Here is an 18,793-nt window from a genome sequence, read left to right as displayed (position 1 = left end):
AAAAAGGCCTGCATAAGCAGGCCTTTCTCATGAAACGCTCGACTAAGGCTTATGCGCCCGCGTCAGGTATTCATGGGATTGCATCTCCAGCAAACGGCTCAGCGTGCGCTGGAATTCAAAGTTCAGACGCCCGCCCGTGTATAAATCCTTGAGCTCGACTTCTGCCGAAATGATCAGTTTGACGTTACGGTCGTAAAACTCGTCGACCATGTTGATGAAACGGCGCGCAATATCGTCCGTTTTCACGTCCATCTGTTCAACACCGCTCAGAATCACCGCATTGAAAATTTTGCCCAACTCAATGTAATCGTTCTGGCTACGCGGGCCATCACACAGCTCGCGGAAATCAAACCAGGCCACGTCATCGCATGTCCGCAAGGCGCGAATGGTACGGTTCTCGATGATCAAATCATCGTTTTCCACTGCACGCGTCGAGTTGTGTGTGAGCGCTTTAAAGCTTTCGCGCAAGGACTTTTCCGAGGCTTCATTGAGCGGAAAGTGGAACAGCTCAGCCTGCTCCAGATGGCGCAGGCGGTAGTCCACGCCACTGTCAACGTTGACGATCTCAGTGTTCTGCTTGATCAATGCAATAGCGGGCAAAAAGCGCGCGCGCTGCAGGCCGTCTTTGTACAAACCATCGGGCACGATGTTCGAGGTCGCAACCAGAGTGACACCGTTTTTGAACAGCTCTTCCATCAACGTCCCGAGAATCATGGCGTCGGTAATGTCCGACACAAAGAACTCATCGAAACAAATCACCCGAGCCTCATCGGCAAAACGCTTGGCGATGATGGTCAACGGGTTTTTTTCGCCATTCAGGGTGCGCATTTCTTCATGCACACGCTTCATGAAACGGTGGAAGTGCGTACGAACTTTCTGCTTGAACGGCAGAGCATCAAAGAACGTATCAACCAGATACGTCTTGCCCCGCCCTACTCCACCCCAGAAATACAGGCCTTTGACCGGTGTCTGGTCCTTTTTGCCGAAGAGCTTGCCGAACAGCCCCGGCTTGCTGTGCGAAGAAGCAACCAGATCGTCATACAGACGCTGCAAATGGCGTACAGCGTTTTCCTGCGCGGCATCGTGGAAGAAGTCCGGGCGTTTCAGATCAGCTTGATATCGTTCTAAAGGCGTCATAATTCGTTAGCAAGGCAACAAAAACGGGCCGTCACTGTAGCGACGGCCTTGGGGAATGGCAATCGGACCTGAGGCGAATCGCCGCACTTTCTTAGTCCTGTGCAGGCACCAGCGACAAGCGCAGGGTCTCAATAGCAGCATCCCGTGCCGCGCTGTCGGCAAATTCCGAACTGTCCGCCACGCACTCTCCTGCCAGCCACACACTGAAACGCGAGTCCTGGGTGCGCACGTCAAGCGGTTCACCGGATTGCAGTTGCTTGGTCACTTGCCCTGCCGCCTTACCATCGCTGAAGCTGCGCGACAGCAACAATTGTTCGCCGTCGGTTGCCAATAAGCGGAAGCGGAAGCTGCCGTCTTCGTCACGGAAGCTGACAAAGCGTGGGCCTTTGGTCGCTTTCTTTTTGGTCGCGGTAGTGGCCTGCGCCGCACTGACAAACGAACGCAGACCGACGGCTTCGCGCAACTGCGCCAGGAAAGGCGTCGCGATTGTGCGAGCTTTATGGGCTCCGGCCAACAAGATGTCTTCCATGTCGGATGGGCGCGACATCAGCTCGTGATACCGCTCGCGGGCCTCGCCCAGTTCGGCATCCAGCAGCTTGAACAGACGTTCTTTCGCCTCCCCCCATCCCAAGCCCTGCAACAGTTCATTGCGGAACTCTGCGGTCTGCGCAGGCGTTGAGAATGCCTGATACAACGTGAACAGGTGCGAGTTGTCAGGATCCTTGGCTTCGCCCGGCGCACGGGAGTCAGTCACGATGCGCGAAATAGCGCTTTTCATGTCTTTGGCGCTGGTGAACAGCGGGATCGTGTTGTCGTAGCTTTTGGACATCTTGCGACCATCAAGACCGGGCAAGGTGGCAACGCTTTCTTCAATCAGCGCTTCCGGCATCGCGAAAAAGTCTTTGCCGTTGCCAAATAGATGATTGAAACGCTGGCCGATGTCACGGGCCATTTCAACGTGCTGGATCTGGTCGCGACCGACCGGCACTTTGTTGGCATTGAACATCAGAATGTCGGCAGCCATAAGCACCGGATAGCTGTACAAGCCCATGCTGATGCCCGCGTCCGGGTCTTCGCCGTTTTCCAGGTTTTTGTCCACCGACGCCTTGTAAGCGTGGGCGCGGTTGAGCAGACCTTTAGCCGCGACACAGGTCAGCAGCCAGGTCAGCTCAGGAATCTCGGGGATGTCTGACTGACGGTAAAAAGTCACTCGCTCGACATCCAGACCGGACGCTAGCCAAGTTGCTGCGATTTCCTGACGCGAGCGCTGGATGCGCTGCGGGTCATCGCATTTGATCAGCGCGTGATAATCCGCCAGAAAGTAAAACGAGTCGGCATTGCTGTCACGGCTGGCTACGATGGCCGGGCGAATCGCACCGGCATAGTTGCCCAGATGCGGCGTCCCGGTCGTGGTAATACCGGTGAGGATTCGAGTACGAGTGGTCATAGGTAATCGCTTATCAGACTGCAATCAATTCGAAAGGCGTGGCTGCACCAACTCTTTGAGGTCAGTCAGCTTGCCGTGAAAAAAGTGTCCGCATTCTGCCACTTTCAGCAGCTCATGGGGGCGAGAGAGGTGTTCTGACCAGTCGTAGACCAACTGCGGATCGATCACTTCATCAGTTTCTGGCTGAATCACGGTCAATGCGCATTGGTGCGCCAATGCATCTTCGTCACGCAGGCGCATCACCGCCGGTGCAATCATGAACACATGCTTGAGCGTTTCGCCCTGAGCCTCAAGGCGTCCGCCCAAGCTGGCGGCCACAAAACCACCAAACGAAAACCCAAGCAACGTGATCGGCAGATCTGGGTGTTTGGCGCGCAGCCAACGAGCTGCCGCCAGTGCATCATCGACTTCACCGGTGCCCATATCATGGCTCCCCTCACTCTGGCCTGTGCCACGGTAATTAAACCGCAAGGTAATCAGGCCAGCATCGCGGGCAGTGCGCTGAAGGGTTGAAACAACTTTATTCAACATTGTCCCACCCTGTACCGGGTTGGGATGGCACAGCAGTGCAAGGCCTTTTGCTTCGGGGTGATCGAGGTATAAAGCTTCCAGACGGCCCACGGGGCCATCAATCAAAAGAGGGGTTTCGCGGGTAAGCAAGAAGGAACTCCGTGACCTCAAATTGGGTCGACTCGTCTAGCTGATAGATTCTGTCTGACATATTTGCGAGTGCATCGCGGTATACAGCGCAGGTCCGAGCCGTTAACGTAAAGCAAAGCCGTTTATAGAGGAAGGACTCGTGGAACACTCGCTCTTGATTTGGTTGTTGCCGACTCTAGCCTTGGTTGCAGGTGTCGCCATTGGTTTTCTGGTCGCTCGTCTGCTGCCCAATGCCGCGCCTAACCGCACGCAGCGCCAGCTAGATGACATCCAGGAACGTTTTGACAGTTATCAGAATGAGGTGGTCACCCACTTCAACAGCACCGCCAATCTGGTGAAGAAACTCACTCAGAGCTATCAGGATGTGCAAGACCATCTCGCCGAGGGCGCCAACCGTTTGGCCCTTGACGAGCAGACTCGCCAACGCCTGCTGGCCGCACTGCATTCAGAAGCGCCTCAACCGCACCGCGAGCGCCTTACCCCGCCGCACAGCTCTGAGCCGCCATTGGACTACGCGCCAAAAACCCCGAACGCACCCGGCATGCTCGACGAGCATTACGGCCTGAAGAAGTAACACTTTCAGTAAAGCGTTCAGCAAAAAGCCCCGCGACCTGATAAAGATCGCGGGGCTTTTTGTTATGCGTCTTGCTGTGACCGCTGCAGGAGGATCGTGCGGTAACCGGTCTTACAAACCTTGCACAACCTGCGTCAGCAACGGCAAAGCACGAGGCTTACGGGTACTGTTGAACCTGACCTTGTTGCTGATAGTTCATGCCCGGAATCGGCGCCAGGGTGATCTGCACTCGACGGTTTTGAGCTCGGCCATCAGGGGTCGCGTTGCTAGCAATCGGGTCCGCAGGCCCCTTACCGGTGACAGACAAGTACTGACCACTGACCCCCTGAGACGTCAGATAGGTGGCAACGCTCTGCGCACGCTGCTGCGACAGCTTCAAGTTGTATTCGTAGTTACCGGTGCTATCGGTGTAACCCACAATTTGAATCTGTTGCTGGTTATTGAGTTGCTTCAGCGAGTTGGCCAGGCTGTTGAGCGGTTGATAGAAGCTGGGCGAAATATTTGCCGAGCTAGTGGCAAACGTAATATTTCCCGGCATAACCAAGGTGATGTTGTCGCCCTGACGCTGAACCTCTACCCCCGTGTTTGCCATACTGGCGCGCAGTGCAGCTTCTTGCTTGTCAGCGTAATAGCCATAACCCGCAGCCCCCAGACCCGCAACGGCAGCGCCGATCAGTGCGCCCTTGCCACGGTTGTTGTGGTCAATGGCAGCACCCGCCACTGCACCGGCCAACGCTCCCAGCCCGCCATACTTGGCCGTTTTGCTCATGCCCGTCGATGCCTGCCCCTGGTTGTCATACGGGTTGGGCGAGGCACAGCCGGCCAGCAAAGCAATCGCACTGGCGGCAACAATCAAACGACTCGAAATAAACATGGTGAAGCTCCTACTCAATACTTTCTGGGGGCAAAGGTCGTTGGCAGTGGACCTCTGTTGGCGTTGGAACACGACCAACGGTAAAAATTCCATTGGCCTCTCAAGCACGTACAAACGGGTTTTCGCGCATCTCTTCGCCCAGACGGGTAACAGGGCCATGGCCTGTAATCACTGTGGCATCTTCATCCAGCGTATACAGACGCTGCTTGATGGAACGTACGATAGTTGCCTGATCGCCACCCCACAAATCGGTACGGCCAACGCCACGACGAAACAGGGTGTCACCGGCAATCAACAGCTTGGCATCGGCAAACCAGAAGCTCATGGAGCCGGGGGTGTGCCCCGGCGTGTGCAGCGCCACACCACACCCGCACGCAAGCTCCTCATCATCGGCAAGCCAGCGATCCGGTGACGGCACCGGGGTGTATGGAACGCGAAACAACTTGCACTGCATCTCAAGGTTGTCCCACAGGAACTGGTCCTCTTTATGCAGGTGCAACGTCGCCCCGGTTTTCTCCTTGAGTTGACCCGACGCCAGAAAATGGTCCAGGTGCGCATGGGTGTGAATGATGCTCACCACCTTCAAACCGTGCTTTTCCAAGCGCGCCAGAATCAACTCATGATCGCCACCCGGGTCGACCACAATGGCCTTTTTCGTGACTGGATCGCCGATGATCGTGCAGTTGCACTGCAAAGGGCCGACAGGGAAGGTTTCACGGATGAGCGCGGGCGGGTTGTTCATGGTTCTGGGTTCCAAAGCGGATAAAACGGTTTTAAAACTTGACCCCGACGCTTAACGCCATAAAGTCGCGATCACTCAAGGTACTGTAACGGCCGCCAAAAAAATTGGTGTACGACACGCTGCTGGTGTAGGTGTCCTGGTACTCGGCATCCAGCCCCAGGCTGACTGCTTTACGGCCTTCTTCAAACGTGGCGGCGGGTCCCGGTGAGTAACCGCTGACATCATGGGACCATGCCAACCCGGGTTTGAGATTGATGCCCGGCAGCACGTTGTTGTATTCCCACACGGCCCGCGCCCGATACCCCCACGAATTGGCAGTGGTAAAACCATCGTCACCCTCCTGACCAAACACCGGGTCGCGGCCATAGCGTTTATCAGATCGGCTTTCCAGCCCGGCAACGTGAGAGAGACCGATTTCACCGGTCAGAATCAGCCGATTGGCGCCCATGGCATTGTCTAGAACGTGTGTCAGGGATGTCTGAAACTGGGTGACCTCTTTACGTCGATAGCCTGAGGCATCCGCCCCCGGCGTGACACTCAAGGGGGACGCGTCTGCCAACCCCGGCAACAAGGTGACATTGGCGTACAGCAGATCATCGGTATTGAGTTGCACCGGCGCATTGGGACGATAGCTCAACTCCCCTTTCCACGCCGTGCCTGTGGATAACGTGGTTGCGAAACTCAAGCCGTATAAACGAATGTCTTCGGGGTATTCGACGTAGTAGCTGGCATTGCCCGCGACGTGCATTGGCCCCAAACCGCTAGCAGCAGACGCCGCGTTGTACACCGCTTGTGAAGCCGCACGCCCGCTGATGATCGGATCACGGCTGTGGTAGTTCATGAAGAACGCACCAAATTCAGTGTCCAGCGGGTCGAAGCGATAGTGCATGGCAAGCCCGAACTGCCCGCTATTGCGTGCGTTGCGGTCTGCATCCCGGCGCACCAACACGCCTTCGTTGTTGATGTCGACACCGGCCGAGGTCAACGCAGCCAAGTCTGCCACCGTCAGGGCTGAACGCTTGTTCATCACCCGGTAGTTACCGCTACAGCCGTGCGCAATGACATCCGATTGTGAAAAAAATGTCCCGCAGTTGTCGGTCTCGGACTGCTCCCAATTCAGCTGATAAAACCCTTCGACTGATAACCGGTCGGTGAGGCTTTGCGACAGGTAGAACAGGTTGACCGGAACCAGCCCATCCTTGTATTCAGTGGCTGGACGGCGATAGGCCGCCGCATCCGTCGGGTTGATGGCATTGATCCCGCCGCCGATGAAAGCGCCTTCACCCCAACTGACCACTTGCTTGCCCAGACGCACCGCGCCAGGTTGATCGGCAATCACATAGTTGTGGTACACGAACGCATCCAGCCACTGCGCGCCAGCGGATTGCGCCGAAGCGCGCCGACCTTTGTCGCTGATGTTCTTGAATGGGCGACTGTCATCTTGCAGCTCAAAGTCGTACCAATACTTGCCACGCACATAGAGGCCGCTGTCGCCATACTTCAGCTCCAGCCCATGAACACCCATGAATAATTTGGAAAAGGTCTCACCGCGCTTGAAGTTCAAGCGACCATCATCAGAAATTTGCGAGTGGCCAGTGCCGCCGTTATTGGCCCCGATCAATGACTGATCGGCCTTAGCGGTTGACCAACTGGCGCCGATCGACAACTCGGAATCAAGCTGAGCTTCCACGTCCCCGACGTTGAAGCTCACACCCCAGGCGGGCCCGGCGAGCGTCGCGGCGAAGCTGACTGCCAGCGGCAGTTGAGCGCGATGCCAAAACCGGTTGACTGAGGGCATTGATACTTCTCCATGGGCACGTCGCAATAGGCCCGCAAGGATGAAGGAAAACCAGATTTTGACAAGATCCGCCGCTGATACGGCTCAGGGCTGATGCCGTAGCCGAGCCAGAAAAGGGCTGCCATCGAGGGCCGCGAAATCACTGTTGCGCAATACAAACCGGCCTTGCGCGTGATTCATCGTGTTGAGGAGTTGCACGGGGGATAAACGCAGGTTGAGGGCGGGCGCCGTCCTGCGAGCCTGCACATAAGCCCCCCAATGAGAAAACGATCAACATCGTTTTTGGGGGGACTCATGTTGGCAGAGGCAAAAAACCGATCACTCACAGCGGTGATCGGTTTAAAACAGCCTCAGTTCATTTCGGTAAAGGCCAGTTTCACACCCAGCGCGACCAAGACTGCACCCATGGTGCGATCAAACCAATGGCCCATGCGCGCAAAGCCCGTGCGTACACGTTGATGGCTGAACAGCATGGCCACCATGCAGAACCACAGGCCGGTGGCCACAGCCAAGTACACGCCATAGCCAGCCTGAATCGACAATGGCGTGTGCGGGTTGATCACAACTGTAAACAGCGACAGGAAAAACAGCGTGGCCTTCGGGTTCAAGCCATTGGTCACAAAACCCGACGTGAACGCGCCGCGCGCCGTGCGCTCGCCCACAGGCAGCGCAGTAGCAACGGCGGTCGGATCGGCCGGTTTTGCACGCAGCGCCTTGATCCCGATGTACAGCAAGTAAGCGGCCGCCAGCCATTTGAGTGCGTTAAACAACACGATCGATTGCGACACGATGATGCCAATGCCGAGCAGCGAATAACCGACATGAACAAAAATCGCCGTGCCAACTCCGAATGCCGTGAACATGCCAGCGCGGCGACCGTGGGTCACACTCTCACGCACCACCACGGCAAAGTCCGGGCCCGGGCTGGCCACCGCCAACAGGTGAATCAGGGCGACGGTCAAGAATTCTGTCCAATACATGCACGGCTCCATTACAAATTGTTTCTTCTGATAGTCTCGCCACATTACGCCTTCATTTCACCGCACAAAAGGTACAGTTGATGACTAACACTCGCCGCGCCGTGTTCCTGGATCACACCTCACTGGATCTGGGTGATCTCGACCTCAGCCCTTTGCGTGACTGCCTGGGCGATCTGCAACTGTACGCCGATACAACCTCTGAAAACCTGATCGAGCGCTTGCAAGGTGCCAGCGTTGTCATCAGCAATAAAATCCTGCTAAACGCTGAAACACTCGCAGCGTGCCCGCAACTGAAACTGATCCTGGTCGCCGCCACTGGCACCAATAACGTGGACCTTGAAGCCGCACGCGCCCGGGGTATTGTTGTCGCCAACTGTCAGGGGTACGGCACGCCCTCGGTGGCACAGCACACGTTGACTTTGCTGCTGGCACTGGCGACCCGCCTGCTCGACTATCAAAACGCAGTGTCGGCCGGGCAGTGGCAAACGGCCAAACAGTTCTGCCTGCTGGACTTCCCGATTGTGGAACTGGAAGGCAAGACCCTTGGCTTGTTCGGTCACGGCGAGCTGGGCAGCGCAGTCGCGAAATTAGCAGAAGCCTTCGGCATGCGCGTACTGGTCGGGCAGATTCCGGGCCGCCCTGCCCGTGCCGATCGTCTGCCTCTGGATGAACTGTTGCCGCAGGTCGATGCGCTGACGTTTCACTGCCCGCTCAACGAACATACGCGCAATTTCATTGGCGCCCGAGAGCTGGCAATGCTCAAGCCCGGCGCGTTCGTGGTCAATACAGCCCGGGGCGGCATAATCGATGAACAGGCCTTGGCCGATGCCTTGCGCAGCGGCCATTTGGGCGGTGCGGCCACTGACGTGTTGAGCGTTGAACCGCCGCGTAATGGCAATCCGCTGCTGGCTGAAGACATCCCGCGGCTGATTATCACCCCGCACAGCGCGTGGGGCAGCCGTGAAGCGCGACAGCGAATCGTGGGTCAATTAACCGAAAACGCTCAAGCGTTCTTCAACGGTACAGCGCTGCGGGTCGTCAGTTGATAAACTGCGCCCCTTTTTGAGGAGCAGATTATGGATCCGCGCAGTGAAGTACTGCTTCGTCAGCCTGATTACTTTCAAGGCAACGTGTTGTTGGTGGGCCTGCCCCCGGACGACGCACTCGGCCGCTTGCCCAACGCCCACGGCTGGTGCTGGCACGCTGGCGATCACGCCGCGCTGGAGGCCCGTTTCGCCGGGCGCGTACATTTTGGGGTGGATGTGCCGGAGCGCGCGTTTGACACCGCCGTGGTGTATTTGCCCAAGTCCAAAGAGCTGAGCGATTACGTCCTCAAGGCCGTGGCCGCACGCCTGCCCAATGCCGATGTATTTCTGGTGGGCGAGAAAAAAGGCGGTATTGAAGGCGCCTCCAAACAACTGATCCCGTTCGGCAAGCCGCGCAAGCTCGACAGCGCCCGGCATTGCCAGCTGTGGCAAGTCAGCGTGGTCAATGTTCCGCAAGCGCCCGTGCTGGCTCACCTGGCGCAGCATTATGAGCTGGCTCTGGAAGAAGGCCCGTTAAACGTTGTCAGCCTGCCGGGTGTGTTCAGCCACGGCCGACTGGATCGCGGCAGCGCCCTGCTGCTGGACAACCTCGACAAACTGCCCAGCGGCCATGTGCTGGATTTTGGCTGTGGTGCAGGCGTGCTGGGCGCGGCAGTCAAACGCCGTTACCCGCACAACAGCGTCACCCTGCTCGATGTGGACGCATTTGCCACCGCCAGCAGCCGCCTGACATTGGCAGCCAACGGACTGGAAGGTGAGGTGATCTGCGGGGATGGTATCGACGCAGCACCGATGGAGTTGAACACCATCCTGAGTAACCCGCCCTTCCATGTCGGCGTGCATACCGATTACCACGCCACTGAAAACTTGCTGCAAAAAGCCATTAAACATCTGAAAAAAGGTGGCGAACTTCGGATTGTTGCCAATAGCTTCCTGCGCTATCAACCGCTGATCGAAGAGCAGTTCGGCGCCTGCACCGTCAAGGCCGAGGGCCAGGGTTTTCGGATTTACAGCGCCAAGCGTCGATAACGCAATTTAAAAAACAAGGCTTGCCGGATCGGATTTGCGTAGGCAGAATCCGCTCCGTCCTAGGGGAGTAGTCTCCCACGAGCTTCGCGCTCGTCCGGCATACGTCAACATACTTGGTCAACAGGCCATGGCGTATGCGACCCAGGAGTCCGCACAGACGGACCGGGGTTTGACAAGACCTATGACACGAACACCTTACCCGGGGCGGGAAGGCTGTACGTGTCATAGCCGTGTCGACCCGCCCCTGGAAACCACCTGATGATGCTCGACTCCTTACTCGTTCCTACTGCAATCGTTGCCTTGGCCGAAATCGGCGACAAGACGCAATTGCTCGCCCTCATTCTCGCCGCTCGCTTTCGCAAACCCTGGCCGATCATCGCCGGCATCGTGGCCGCCACCCTGGCCAATCACGCAGCCGCTGGCGCCGTGGGTGCCTGGTTCGGCAGTTTCTTCTCGGATGTGACCCTGCACTGGATACTCGCAGCCAGCTTTGCTGCCACCGCACTGTGGACACTGGTGCCGGACAAAATGGACGATGACGAAGCGAGTACCGCACGTAAATTTGGCCCGTTCCTGACCACTCTGATTGCGTTCTTTATCGCTGAAATCGGCGACAAGACCCAAGTGGCGACCGTTATGCTGGCCGCTCAATACCCGGATCTGTGGCTGGTGATTATCGGCACAACGCTGGGCATGTTGATTGCCAACGTGCCGGTGGTTCTGGCGGGTAACTTTGCGGCAGACAAGTTGCCGTTGACCCTGATTCGCCGGTTGGCAGCAACTGCGTTCTTCGTACTGGCCGCCGTGGCTGTGTACAAGGCAATGGCAATCAGCGGTTGGGTGTAGCACCTCATCACCGGCCCTCTCCTTCGGGAAAGGGCCGGCGAAAGCGCGGGATTACCGGGTTTTCGGAGCTTGCTGATACAGCGGCATCACCTTGGGAATCGCCGCCTCTAACGCGGCAATCCGGCTGCTCGACGCCGGGTGGGTGCTCATGAACTCCGGCGGCGCACTTTGTGACGCTTGCCCCATTTTCTGCCACAAGGTGATGGCGGCATTCGGGTTGTAACCTGCACGTGCCGCCAGCTCCAGACCAATCAGGTCGGCTTCGTTTTCATTGCTGCGGCTGTTAGGCAGCGTCAGGCTGTAATTGACCACGGTATCGGCCAGTTGCAGGCTGTCCTGCCCCAGCCCCAACAATGCGCCCGCGCCCTGTTTGGCAATTTCAATTCCGTACGCCTTGGACATCGACTCACGCCCATGCTCGCGCAAGGCGTGGGCGATTTCGTGCCCCATGACCGCAGCGATTTCATCGTCGTTGAGTTTGAGCTTATCGATGATCCCGTTGTAGAAAATGATTTTGCCGCCCGGCCCGCAGCTGGCGTTCAGTTCGTCACTTTTGATCAGGTTCACTTCCCAGTTCCATTGCGCCGCATCCGCGCGAAAGGCAGGGACCTGGGCAATCAAGCGGTTGGCGATGGCCTGCAAGCGCTTGGCATTGGTACTGGTTTTGTCCAGCGCACCCTTGGAGTTGGCTTCGCTGACGGTTTGTTGGTACGACTGGGCATACATCTGATCCACTTGCTGACTCGACAGCATGCTGAACATGTACTGCTTGCGCTCAATACCGACCGCACCGGCATTGGTGGTATTGACCGACTGACAACCGCCGAGCAACAGCCCTGCGCCAACCACGCACACTACCGCTAATTTACCCATCACGACTCTCCATAAAGATGGCGCGTATCGTAGCAGACACGCCCCTCAACCCGGCGTCAGACACTCGGGGGCATTAAGCTTGGGGTCATTGACCAGATTGGCCAACGGGCGCTCACGCAACGGGGACTGCGGGCTGGCCAGCAGCGCCTGCAATACGTGTAAAGGGGTTTGAGGATCAAGCCATGCCTGCTGGCCCGCTTCATCCAGAATCAGCGGGCGACGCTGACTGGCTGCGGCCTGGGTAATAACAGCCGTGCTCAACCATTCGTGGCCTTGCACCGGATAGGCTTCCCAAATCGCTGCAAAAAAAAGTGACGCGCCCTCCCCTGGCGTCAGCCAATAAGGACGTTTGCGGGTGGTGCCACGCCATTCGTAAAAGCCATTGGCCGGGAGCAGGCAGCGGCGCAGGCGAAACGCATCACGGAACATCGGTTGTTCGGCAACGGTTTCGGCCCGGGCATGGGCGGGCGTGCGAGACAGGTCGGTCAGCCAGGGCGGGGTCAATCCCCAGCGCGCCCGGGCCAGTGTTCGCTGCTCCGGCGCTTCACCTGCGCGCAAGATCAACACCGCATCATTAGGCGAGATATTCCATTGCGCCTGCTGATCCGCCGGAAAACCGGGCAAGGCTGCAAATGCAGGGTTCCAGCGAAACAGGGCAAAACGTCCACACATGGGGCAGTACAACTCTTCTCTATATAGCAGTAAACAAAGGGCCTTTTAGCACTCCAGCACATCGGGGTAGCTATCAGGCTCGTCGCCGTCAAGGGGCGAGGCAGCATTGTACGCATCGATCAGCTCGCGCGCGTAACGGGCATGGTCATCGGCCACGGCCAGCCCCAGCAGACCAAGCGCCGGTAATTCCCCCGTGCCGCCGATCAGGTCACGCCCCTGAAGGGTCGCCGCAACCCCTTCGCTGGCGAGCATGCCCAGCAACAGTTCGGCTTCCATCAAGTTTTCGGGCTCGTAGATGCGCTGCATGGCGGCTACTCGTTTTCGCTGTGGACATCGAGCATCCACTCATGACCGTCGGTCTGGAGCGTAAAGACAATCGGCCGGCAGCATACAGGACAGTCTTCAATATAGGTCTGGTCACCGGCCGACAGGTCCAGTACGGCTTCTGCAGGTTCACCGCAATACGGGCAATAGTAGGGTTCGGTTTCAAGCATCGCGGTCTCCAGAGTGACTTGTGCGTATAATCGCCGGTCTATTTGCAGGGCTATTATTTTTGGCCTGCCTTGTTTACTTACCCTAGCCGTTTCCAACAAGAGAGCATGATGGGCGAATTCGATACCATCCGACCTTACGACGACACCGAAGTCCCAGCTGTGCTGGCCCGGTTGCTCAGCGACAAGGCGTTTCTAGATATCCTGACCCACTTTCGCTTCCCGCGCCTGGCTGGCGCTTTCGGCTGGCTGTTAAAACCTCTTATAGCGCATCGCCTGCGCAAAGAGTTCGCTGGCGTGACCTCGGTCGCCACCTTGCAGGACAAAGTCGAAGTGTATGTCGACCGTACCATCGAGCATGCGACCGATGGCGTGACCTACACCGGCGTCGAGCATTTGAAGTCGGGCACCGCTTACCTGTTCCTGGCCAACCATCGCGACATCGTGATGGACCCTGCCTTCGTCAATTACGCGGTTTACCACGCAGGCCTCCCCACGCCGCGTATCGCCATCGGCGACAACCTGCTGCAAAAGCCGTATGTCAGCGATCTGATGCGCCTCAACAAAAGCTTCATCGTGCACCGTTCTATCACCGGGCGCCGGGAAAAGCTCGCGGCCTATCAATTGCTGTCGGCCTATATCAACCACTCGATCCGCAACGACGGCGTGTCGATCTGGATTGCCCAGGCTGAAGGCCGTGCCAAAGACGGCGACGACCGTACTGATTCGGCCATCCTCAAAATGTTCCACATGAGCCGCAAAAACGAACCGTTTGGCGAAGTGGTGCAGTCGCTGAACATGACGCCAGTGTCGATCAGTTACGAATACGACCCATGCGATCAGGCGAAAGCCCGTGAGTTGTATATCCGCGCAACCACCGGCACTTACACCAAGGCGCCTGGCGAAGACGACACCAGCATTGCCAATGGCATTACCGGTTACAAAGGCCGCGTGCACGTTAACTTTGCCGAGCCGATCACTGAGTTTTTCGAAGACAGCAAACTGCTTGCTGCGCAAATGGATCGCCAAATCCTCAGCGGTTATCGCCTGTTCCCCGCACATTACCTGGCATATGCACAGTGGGATGACGCAGACCCGCAATTGCAGGTACCTGCCGCTGCTGACATCTTTGCCGCGGAAGAACTGGCCAAGGCCCGGCAAGAGTGGCAGCGTCGTCTGGACGCGTGCCCGGCCGAGCACCGCCCTTACCTGGTGCTGCAATATGCAATGCCGGTGCGGAACCAGTACCGCATCAAGGCTGGCCTGCCCTTATAAATAAGCGTGTGTGGTCGCTGCCTCGCGAAGTTCGGTGGGGACTACAGGGTTAGGGCTTAATTTCTGCTGTCACCGTATCGTCATGTCTAGAGGTCACTCTGTGGCCCCTCGACACCGACACGGAGCTTGTCATGTTGCATGCAGAAAACCAGGACCGCCTCTACCTGATCGCCCCCAGCGACGAACAGCAGGCGTTGATCGAAGGGTTAGCCTTTAACGTTCAGGATCAACATTGGCTGGTCTATTGCGCCCTCAGCGGCCACACCCATGCCGACTTGCCTGAGCTGGATTTGCTCACGGGCGTCAGCCGTCTGGAACTGTATGCAGAAGCGGCTTGAACCCTTCGCGCATAAAAAAGCCCGAACTCATCAAGTTCGGGCTTTTTGCTTTATACCGTTACTCGCCCAGCAAACGCCCCACTGATGGGTCTTTGAACACGCGGGTCAAAGCATCGCTCAACACGTCGCTGACCAGCTTGGTGTTGGTTTCCTGATTGGGCGCCATACCGAAGCGCTGATCCAGGGACGCACCATACCGACCACTGTAAGTACGGCCGCCGTTCTTCACATCAGAACGGAATGTGGCGCCAATGGTCGCTTCAGTCACGTACATGGAATCTTTCGGCGACTGGTACTTCAGCTCCGCCAGGGTCACCGTCAACTGCGGGGCATTCATCGCATGGGTCGTCGGGGTGTAACCCAGCAGGCGTACCGCAGCTTCAGCCTGGGCTTGCAGTTTGGGGATCAGGTCCGCGCTGCTCACACTAATAGCGCTGGTTTCAGGGTACATGCCACCCCGGGTGCCCAGGGTTGGCGAGGGACGACCGTCAACCACACGGACGACCACCGGCTGGCCGCGGCCAACGGGCGTCAGCTGCGTGGTCAGCTTGGGTTGCGGGCTGAGTTGTTGCGGGCTGTGGGCGCAGCCGACCAGCGTCAAACTGGTCACAGTGATCAAACCGAACAACAGGCGTTGCAACATGCTCATCTCTCCAGGGCAAAGTCAAACTGGCCGCCAGTATAGCGGGGCGACCGTCCTGCAAACCAGCCGCTTGCTGTCACCCGGCTGTCACGTGCAATACATCAGTGCGTCACGCCAGCGTGGCATTGTCAGGTCACTCACTGAAGAGGTGTTTGCCATGAACTGGTTAAAGTCGTTGTTGAGCGCCACCCGCCCCCATCGCAGCTTTGCGCGTCTGGACAACAGCGGCCGCTGCCGGGCTTTTAGACAATGTGCGCAACCGCCGGTCGGCGATGGCTGGGTCGAAATTTCAGAAATTCGCCTTAACTGGTTGCACCAGGTATTACCGCCTGACGCCCGCGTCAGCTCACCTGCGACGCACTCAAGGGTGCAACCGCTGTTGGGGATTTGACCCAATCACCAATAAAAGTCATTTAACAGGATCAATTGCCGACGTTTCTTCGCTACAATCTCCCCCCGATTATAAGGACGTCTCCTGATCGGGCCCCGCAACACCGTTGATACGCAGGTATCAGCACACCAAAATCGCCCACAGAGAGCCGCCCACACAGACTGTGTAGCGCTGGCGCTTGCTTTTTTTCATGCAAACCACCACCTCTTAACAGTCTGCAGAGCTGCCATGTTGCTCGGCCCCTGCGTTGTTCGCCCGCTATGCCACACCTGCTTTGCAGGTCGTCCACGGGTTTGGTGCCAGGCATGCGGCAGCCCTTTTTTGAGGTTCACGTCTTCAAAAGAGCGTGAAAAAAAACGGGTTTTCACAACTTCACAAGAGTGTGGCGAGCAAATGAAAAGTTTTGCGTCTGAATATGCACCATTAGCGTCTGTTACTGCCCCATCCAGCAGGTCTGAAGTCAGCTTTACCGCACACGACTGAAGCCTGTCCGCTTACGGATTTGGTTGCCCAAACGGACGCTCTTGACCTTAAGTCGAATTGCCTCCCGCCCTATGAAGTGCGTTCATATGAACCTTCAAGGCCCGGTTGGTGGCGTCCGCTGAAGCAGCAAGCAATTGCGATGAATCGGACATGGCGATCCTGGCCACGCGTGACCCGAGGCTCCACCTGATCCACGCCTCGGACCACCTGGCAGCTATGCCGTCAATTTGGTGCCGTAGATTTTGGAGACGCGTTAATGGCGCATAACGAAGCAGTCGACGTAGTACTGGTTGGAGCGGGCATCATGAGTGCCACCCTCGCCGTACTGCTCAAAGAGCTCGACCCCGGTATTTCGCTGGAAGTAGTAGAGCAAATGGACTCAGGTGCTGCGGAGAGTTCCAACCCGTGGAACAACGCAGGTACCGGCCATGCTGGGCTGTGCGAGTTGAACTACACACCGCAGGCGGCCGATGGTTCGATCGACATCAAAAAAGCTGTGCACATCAATGCACAGTTCGAAGTCTCGAAACAGTTCTGGGCCTACCTGGCGCAACAGGGCACGTTCGGCTCCTGCAAATCCTTCATTAGCCCGGTGCCTCACCTGAGCTTTGTGCAAGGCGAAAAAGGTGTGTCTTTCCTGAAAAAACGCTTTGACGTGCTGAGCAAGCACCATGCGTTTGCGGACATGGAATACACCGAAGACAAAGCCACGATGGCCGAGTGGATGCCGCTGATGATGCCTGGCCGCCCGGCTGATGAAGTCATTTCGGCAACCCGTGTGATGCACGGTACAGACGTTAACTTCGGCGCCCTGACCAAGCAGTTGCTCAAGCATCTGGCCAGCGCTCCCGACACGCAAATCAAATACAGCAAAAAAGTTACTGGCCTCAAGCGCAATGGCAGCGGCTGGACGGTCAGCGTCAAGGACATCAATAGCGGCAACACGCGTCATATTGATGCCAAGTTCGTATTCCTGGGCGCGGGCGGTGCCGCCTTGCCACTGCTGCAAGCTTCGGGCATTGAAGAAAGCAAAGGTTACGGCGGCTTCCCGGTCAGCGGCCAATGGCTGCGTTGCGACAACCCGGAAGTGGTCAAGCACCATCAGGCCAAGGTGTACAGCCAGGCCGCAGTAGGTTCGCCACCGATGTCGGTTCCGCACTTGGACACCCGTGTCGTGGACGGCAAAAAATCCCTGCTGTTCGGACCTTATGCTGGCTTTACCACCAAGTTCCTGAAGCACGGCTCGTTCCTTGATCTGCCAATGTCGATTCGTTTGGGCAACATCGGGCCGATGCTCGCTGTTGCGCGCGACAACATGGACCTGACCAAATACCTGGTCAGCGAAGTGCGGCAGTCGATGGAACAGCGCCTGGAATCTTTGCGCAGGTTCTATCCGCAGGCCAAAGCTGAAGACTGGCGTCTTGAGATCGCGGGCCAACGGGTTCAGATCATCAAGAAAGACCCGAAAAAAGGCGGTGTGCTGCAATTCGGCACTGAGCTGGTCGCTGCCAAAGACGGTTCGCTGGCTGCATTGCTGGGTGCGTCTCCGGGCGCATCGGTGACCGTGTCGATCATGCTGGACCTGATCGAACGTTGCTTCGCGCAAAAAGCCACGGGCGAATGGGCTACCAAACTCAAGGAAATCTTCCCGGCACGGGAAAAGGTCCTTGAAACAGACGCCGAGCTTTACCGTGAAATCAGCACTCGCAACTCTGAACTACTGGAGCTGGTAGCGCCGAACACCAGCATCGCGTAACGCGGCCTTAGGGTTTCAACGTCACGCTAGCGCCCTCACCCTTTCTGGGGTGAGGGCTTTTTTTGCACTCAAATAGCGCACAAGTGTTAAATCACTGCCCCATGGTGAACAGCACACGCGTTCCGCCATTGCTCACAAAGTCATCATCGTCTATCACCGGAATCAACTCTGCGCGACAGCGGCTCAGCATTTTCCCGGTGGAGCGGGCGTTGACCTGACGATTGATCCTGGTATTGGCTGGGGTGAGATGGCTGAAGCTGAAGGCGCACTCCCGCTCGCCCTGTTGATAACTGAACGACTCGCTACCGCGCGCTTGCGGCATATAGTACGTCAGCTCCTGGCTGCCGCCCGGCTCAACAACAAAGTCATGACCTGCATTCTGGGGGCTTTCCAGCCATGAAAACCCCTCTCCCGGCGCAATCGGCGCAGTGGTCGCATTATGAATCTCGACCTCCAGCACCTTATCAACAGCCATTGCTGGCGCGCCCATGACACTTAATCCCAGACCCAGCAGCAAGCGAGTGATAAAACGTTTTATTGCTTTCAACGTTGAAATCCTTTCAATTTTTTTGCACCGCTCATCATCCTGATGAACAGTGGACAGACTGGCTGTCGACCTGAGTATTAACCGCCCACGAAAAAGTGCCCCGTCGTCATTAACACGCAGGCTGTAAGACAGATCTGTATTGAGTGAAGCGTGCGTCGTCGCAGCCTGGGAGGCCGCGACATCAGGGGCAG

21 protein-coding genes and 1 riboswitch are annotated in these 18,793 nt (G+C 57.3%); of the genes, 8 read left to right on the top strand and 13 right to left on the bottom strand.

From position 1 onward, the window contains the following. Positions 1-42: 42 nt before the first annotated feature. The 3 genes from zapE to CJF39_RS08570 form a co-directional block, all read right to left on the bottom strand. Complete coding sequence (zapE, locus tag CJF39_RS08580) at positions 43-1,137, bottom strand: cell division protein ZapE (RefSeq protein WP_094993038.1); 1,095 nt, start codon at positions 1,135-1,137, stop codon at positions 43-45. 91 nt (positions 1,138-1,228) lie between these two features. Next, complete coding sequence (locus CJF39_RS08575) at positions 1,229-2,584, bottom strand: tryptophan--tRNA ligase (protein WP_094993037.1); 1,356 nt, start codon at positions 2,582-2,584, stop codon at positions 1,229-1,231. A 24-nt stretch (positions 2,585-2,608) separates the two neighbouring features. Beyond that, positions 2,609-3,244 (bottom strand): alpha/beta hydrolase, encoded by a 636-nt coding sequence (locus CJF39_RS08570; protein WP_094993036.1) that lies wholly within the window; start codon positions 3,242-3,244, stop codon positions 2,609-2,611. 139 nt (positions 3,245-3,383) lie between these two features. Between CJF39_RS08570 and CJF39_RS08565 the strand changes: the two genes are divergently transcribed. Next, positions 3,384-3,818 carry a YhcB family protein gene (locus CJF39_RS08565; RefSeq protein WP_047273751.1) on the top strand — a complete coding sequence of 145 codons (435 nt, stop codon included), beginning with the start codon at positions 3,384-3,386 and terminating at the stop codon, positions 3,816-3,818. A gap of 157 nt (positions 3,819-3,975) precedes the next feature. On the opposite strand, the gene CJF39_RS08560 is transcribed toward CJF39_RS08565, so the two are convergent. From CJF39_RS08560 to CJF39_RS08545, 4 genes are all read right to left on the bottom strand, one after another. Next, positions 3,976-4,692, bottom strand: coding sequence for an OmpA family protein (locus CJF39_RS08560; RefSeq protein ID WP_094993035.1), 717 nt, complete (start codon positions 4,690-4,692; stop codon positions 3,976-3,978). Between the two features lie 100 nt (positions 4,693-4,792). Next, the gene (locus CJF39_RS08555; protein ID WP_094993034.1) at positions 4,793-5,434 is read right to left on the bottom strand and encodes an MBL fold metallo-hydrolase; all 642 of its coding nucleotides are present in this window, start codon (positions 5,432-5,434) and stop codon (positions 4,793-4,795) included. 31 nt (positions 5,435-5,465) lie between these two features. Next, positions 5,466-7,232, bottom strand: coding sequence for a DUF1302 domain-containing protein (locus tag CJF39_RS08550; protein ID WP_094993033.1), 1,767 nt, complete (start codon positions 7,230-7,232; stop codon positions 5,466-5,468). 350 nt (positions 7,233-7,582) lie between these two features. Beyond that, positions 7,583-8,212 carry a LysE family translocator gene (locus CJF39_RS08545; RefSeq protein ID WP_094993032.1) on the bottom strand — a complete coding sequence of 210 codons (630 nt, stop codon included), beginning with the start codon at positions 8,210-8,212 and terminating at the stop codon, positions 7,583-7,585. Between the two features lie 80 nt (positions 8,213-8,292). On the opposite strand from CJF39_RS08545, the gene CJF39_RS08540 reads away from it, so the two are divergent. From CJF39_RS08540 to CJF39_RS08530, 3 genes are all read left to right on the top strand, one after another. Further along, positions 8,293-9,258: a 2-hydroxyacid dehydrogenase gene (locus CJF39_RS08540; RefSeq protein WP_094993031.1), complete on the top strand. Its 966-nt coding sequence runs from the start codon at positions 8,293-8,295 to the stop codon at positions 9,256-9,258. A 30-nt stretch (positions 9,259-9,288) separates the two neighbouring features. After that, complete coding sequence (locus CJF39_RS08535; RefSeq protein ID WP_094993030.1) at positions 9,289-10,287, top strand: class I SAM-dependent methyltransferase; 999 nt, start codon at positions 9,289-9,291, stop codon at positions 10,285-10,287. A 49-nt stretch (positions 10,288-10,336) separates the two neighbouring features. Next, positions 10,337-10,458, top strand: a riboswitch (yybP-ykoY riboswitch). Between the two features lie 90 nt (positions 10,459-10,548). Further along, positions 10,549-11,133 carry a TMEM165/GDT1 family protein gene (locus CJF39_RS08530; RefSeq protein WP_047274281.1) on the top strand — a complete coding sequence of 195 codons (585 nt, stop codon included), beginning with the start codon at positions 10,549-10,551 and terminating at the stop codon, positions 11,131-11,133. A 51-nt stretch (positions 11,134-11,184) separates the two neighbouring features. Here the strand turns inward: CJF39_RS08530 and CJF39_RS08525 are convergent, their stop codons facing one another. From CJF39_RS08525 to CJF39_RS08510, 4 genes are read right to left on the bottom strand one after another with little or no spacing between them, the layout of a single operon-like run. Beyond that, a complete protein-coding gene (locus CJF39_RS08525) occupies positions 11,185-12,006 on the bottom strand; it encodes a M48 family metallopeptidase (RefSeq protein ID WP_094993029.1) in 822 nt (273 codons plus the stop codon). A 45-nt stretch (positions 12,007-12,051) separates the two neighbouring features. Continuing rightward, complete coding sequence (locus CJF39_RS08520) at positions 12,052-12,678, bottom strand: SOS response-associated peptidase (RefSeq protein WP_094993028.1); 627 nt, start codon at positions 12,676-12,678, stop codon at positions 12,052-12,054. A 45-nt stretch (positions 12,679-12,723) separates the two neighbouring features. Continuing rightward, complete coding sequence (locus tag CJF39_RS08515) at positions 12,724-12,984, bottom strand: putative signal transducing protein (protein ID WP_094993027.1); 261 nt, start codon at positions 12,982-12,984, stop codon at positions 12,724-12,726. 5 nt (positions 12,985-12,989) lie between these two features. After that, positions 12,990-13,172 carry a CPXCG motif-containing cysteine-rich protein gene (locus CJF39_RS08510; protein WP_094993026.1) on the bottom strand — a complete coding sequence of 61 codons (183 nt, stop codon included), beginning with the start codon at positions 13,170-13,172 and terminating at the stop codon, positions 12,990-12,992. A 105-nt stretch (positions 13,173-13,277) separates the two neighbouring features. Here CJF39_RS08510 and CJF39_RS08505 point away from each other — a divergent pair, with 105 nt between their 5' ends. Then, positions 13,278-14,444, top strand: coding sequence for a 1-acyl-sn-glycerol-3-phosphate acyltransferase (locus CJF39_RS08505; RefSeq protein ID WP_094993025.1), 1,167 nt, complete (start codon positions 13,278-13,280; stop codon positions 14,442-14,444). Between the two features lie 131 nt (positions 14,445-14,575). Beyond that, complete coding sequence (locus CJF39_RS08500; RefSeq protein ID WP_094993024.1) at positions 14,576-14,782, top strand: hypothetical protein; 207 nt, start codon at positions 14,576-14,578, stop codon at positions 14,780-14,782. Between the two features lie 58 nt (positions 14,783-14,840). Here CJF39_RS08500 and CJF39_RS08495 read toward each other — a convergent pair whose 3' ends face one another. Beyond that, positions 14,841-15,425, bottom strand: coding sequence for a YajG family lipoprotein (locus CJF39_RS08495; protein WP_094993023.1), 585 nt, complete (start codon positions 15,423-15,425; stop codon positions 14,841-14,843). Positions 15,426-15,582: 157 nt separating this feature from the next. Between CJF39_RS08495 and CJF39_RS08490 the strand changes: the two genes are divergently transcribed. Together CJF39_RS08490 and mqo are read left to right on the top strand one after the other, a co-directional pair. Then, positions 15,583-15,816, top strand: a complete 234-nt coding sequence (locus tag CJF39_RS08490) for a hypothetical protein (RefSeq protein WP_094993105.1) — start codon at positions 15,583-15,585, stop codon at positions 15,814-15,816. Between the two features lie 739 nt (positions 15,817-16,555). Continuing rightward, on the top strand, positions 16,556-18,055 hold the full coding sequence (mqo, locus tag CJF39_RS08485) for a malate dehydrogenase (quinone) (protein WP_094993022.1): 1,500 nt from the start codon (positions 16,556-16,558) through the stop codon (positions 18,053-18,055). A 91-nt stretch (positions 18,056-18,146) separates the two neighbouring features. Here mqo and CJF39_RS08480 read toward each other — a convergent pair whose 3' ends face one another. Then, entirely contained in the window at positions 18,147-18,602 is a 456-nt protein-coding gene (locus CJF39_RS08480) for a hypothetical protein (RefSeq protein ID WP_249275338.1), read from the bottom strand. Between the last annotated feature and the right edge of the window lie 191 nt (positions 18,603-18,793).

The organism is Pseudomonas lundensis (assembly GCF_002269125.1).
Taxonomy (GTDB): Bacteria; Pseudomonadota; Gammaproteobacteria; order Pseudomonadales; family Pseudomonadaceae; genus Aquipseudomonas; species Aquipseudomonas lundensis_A.
Note: the sequence above shows the minus strand (reverse complement) of the source record. Positions and strands in the feature narration are given on the sequence as shown.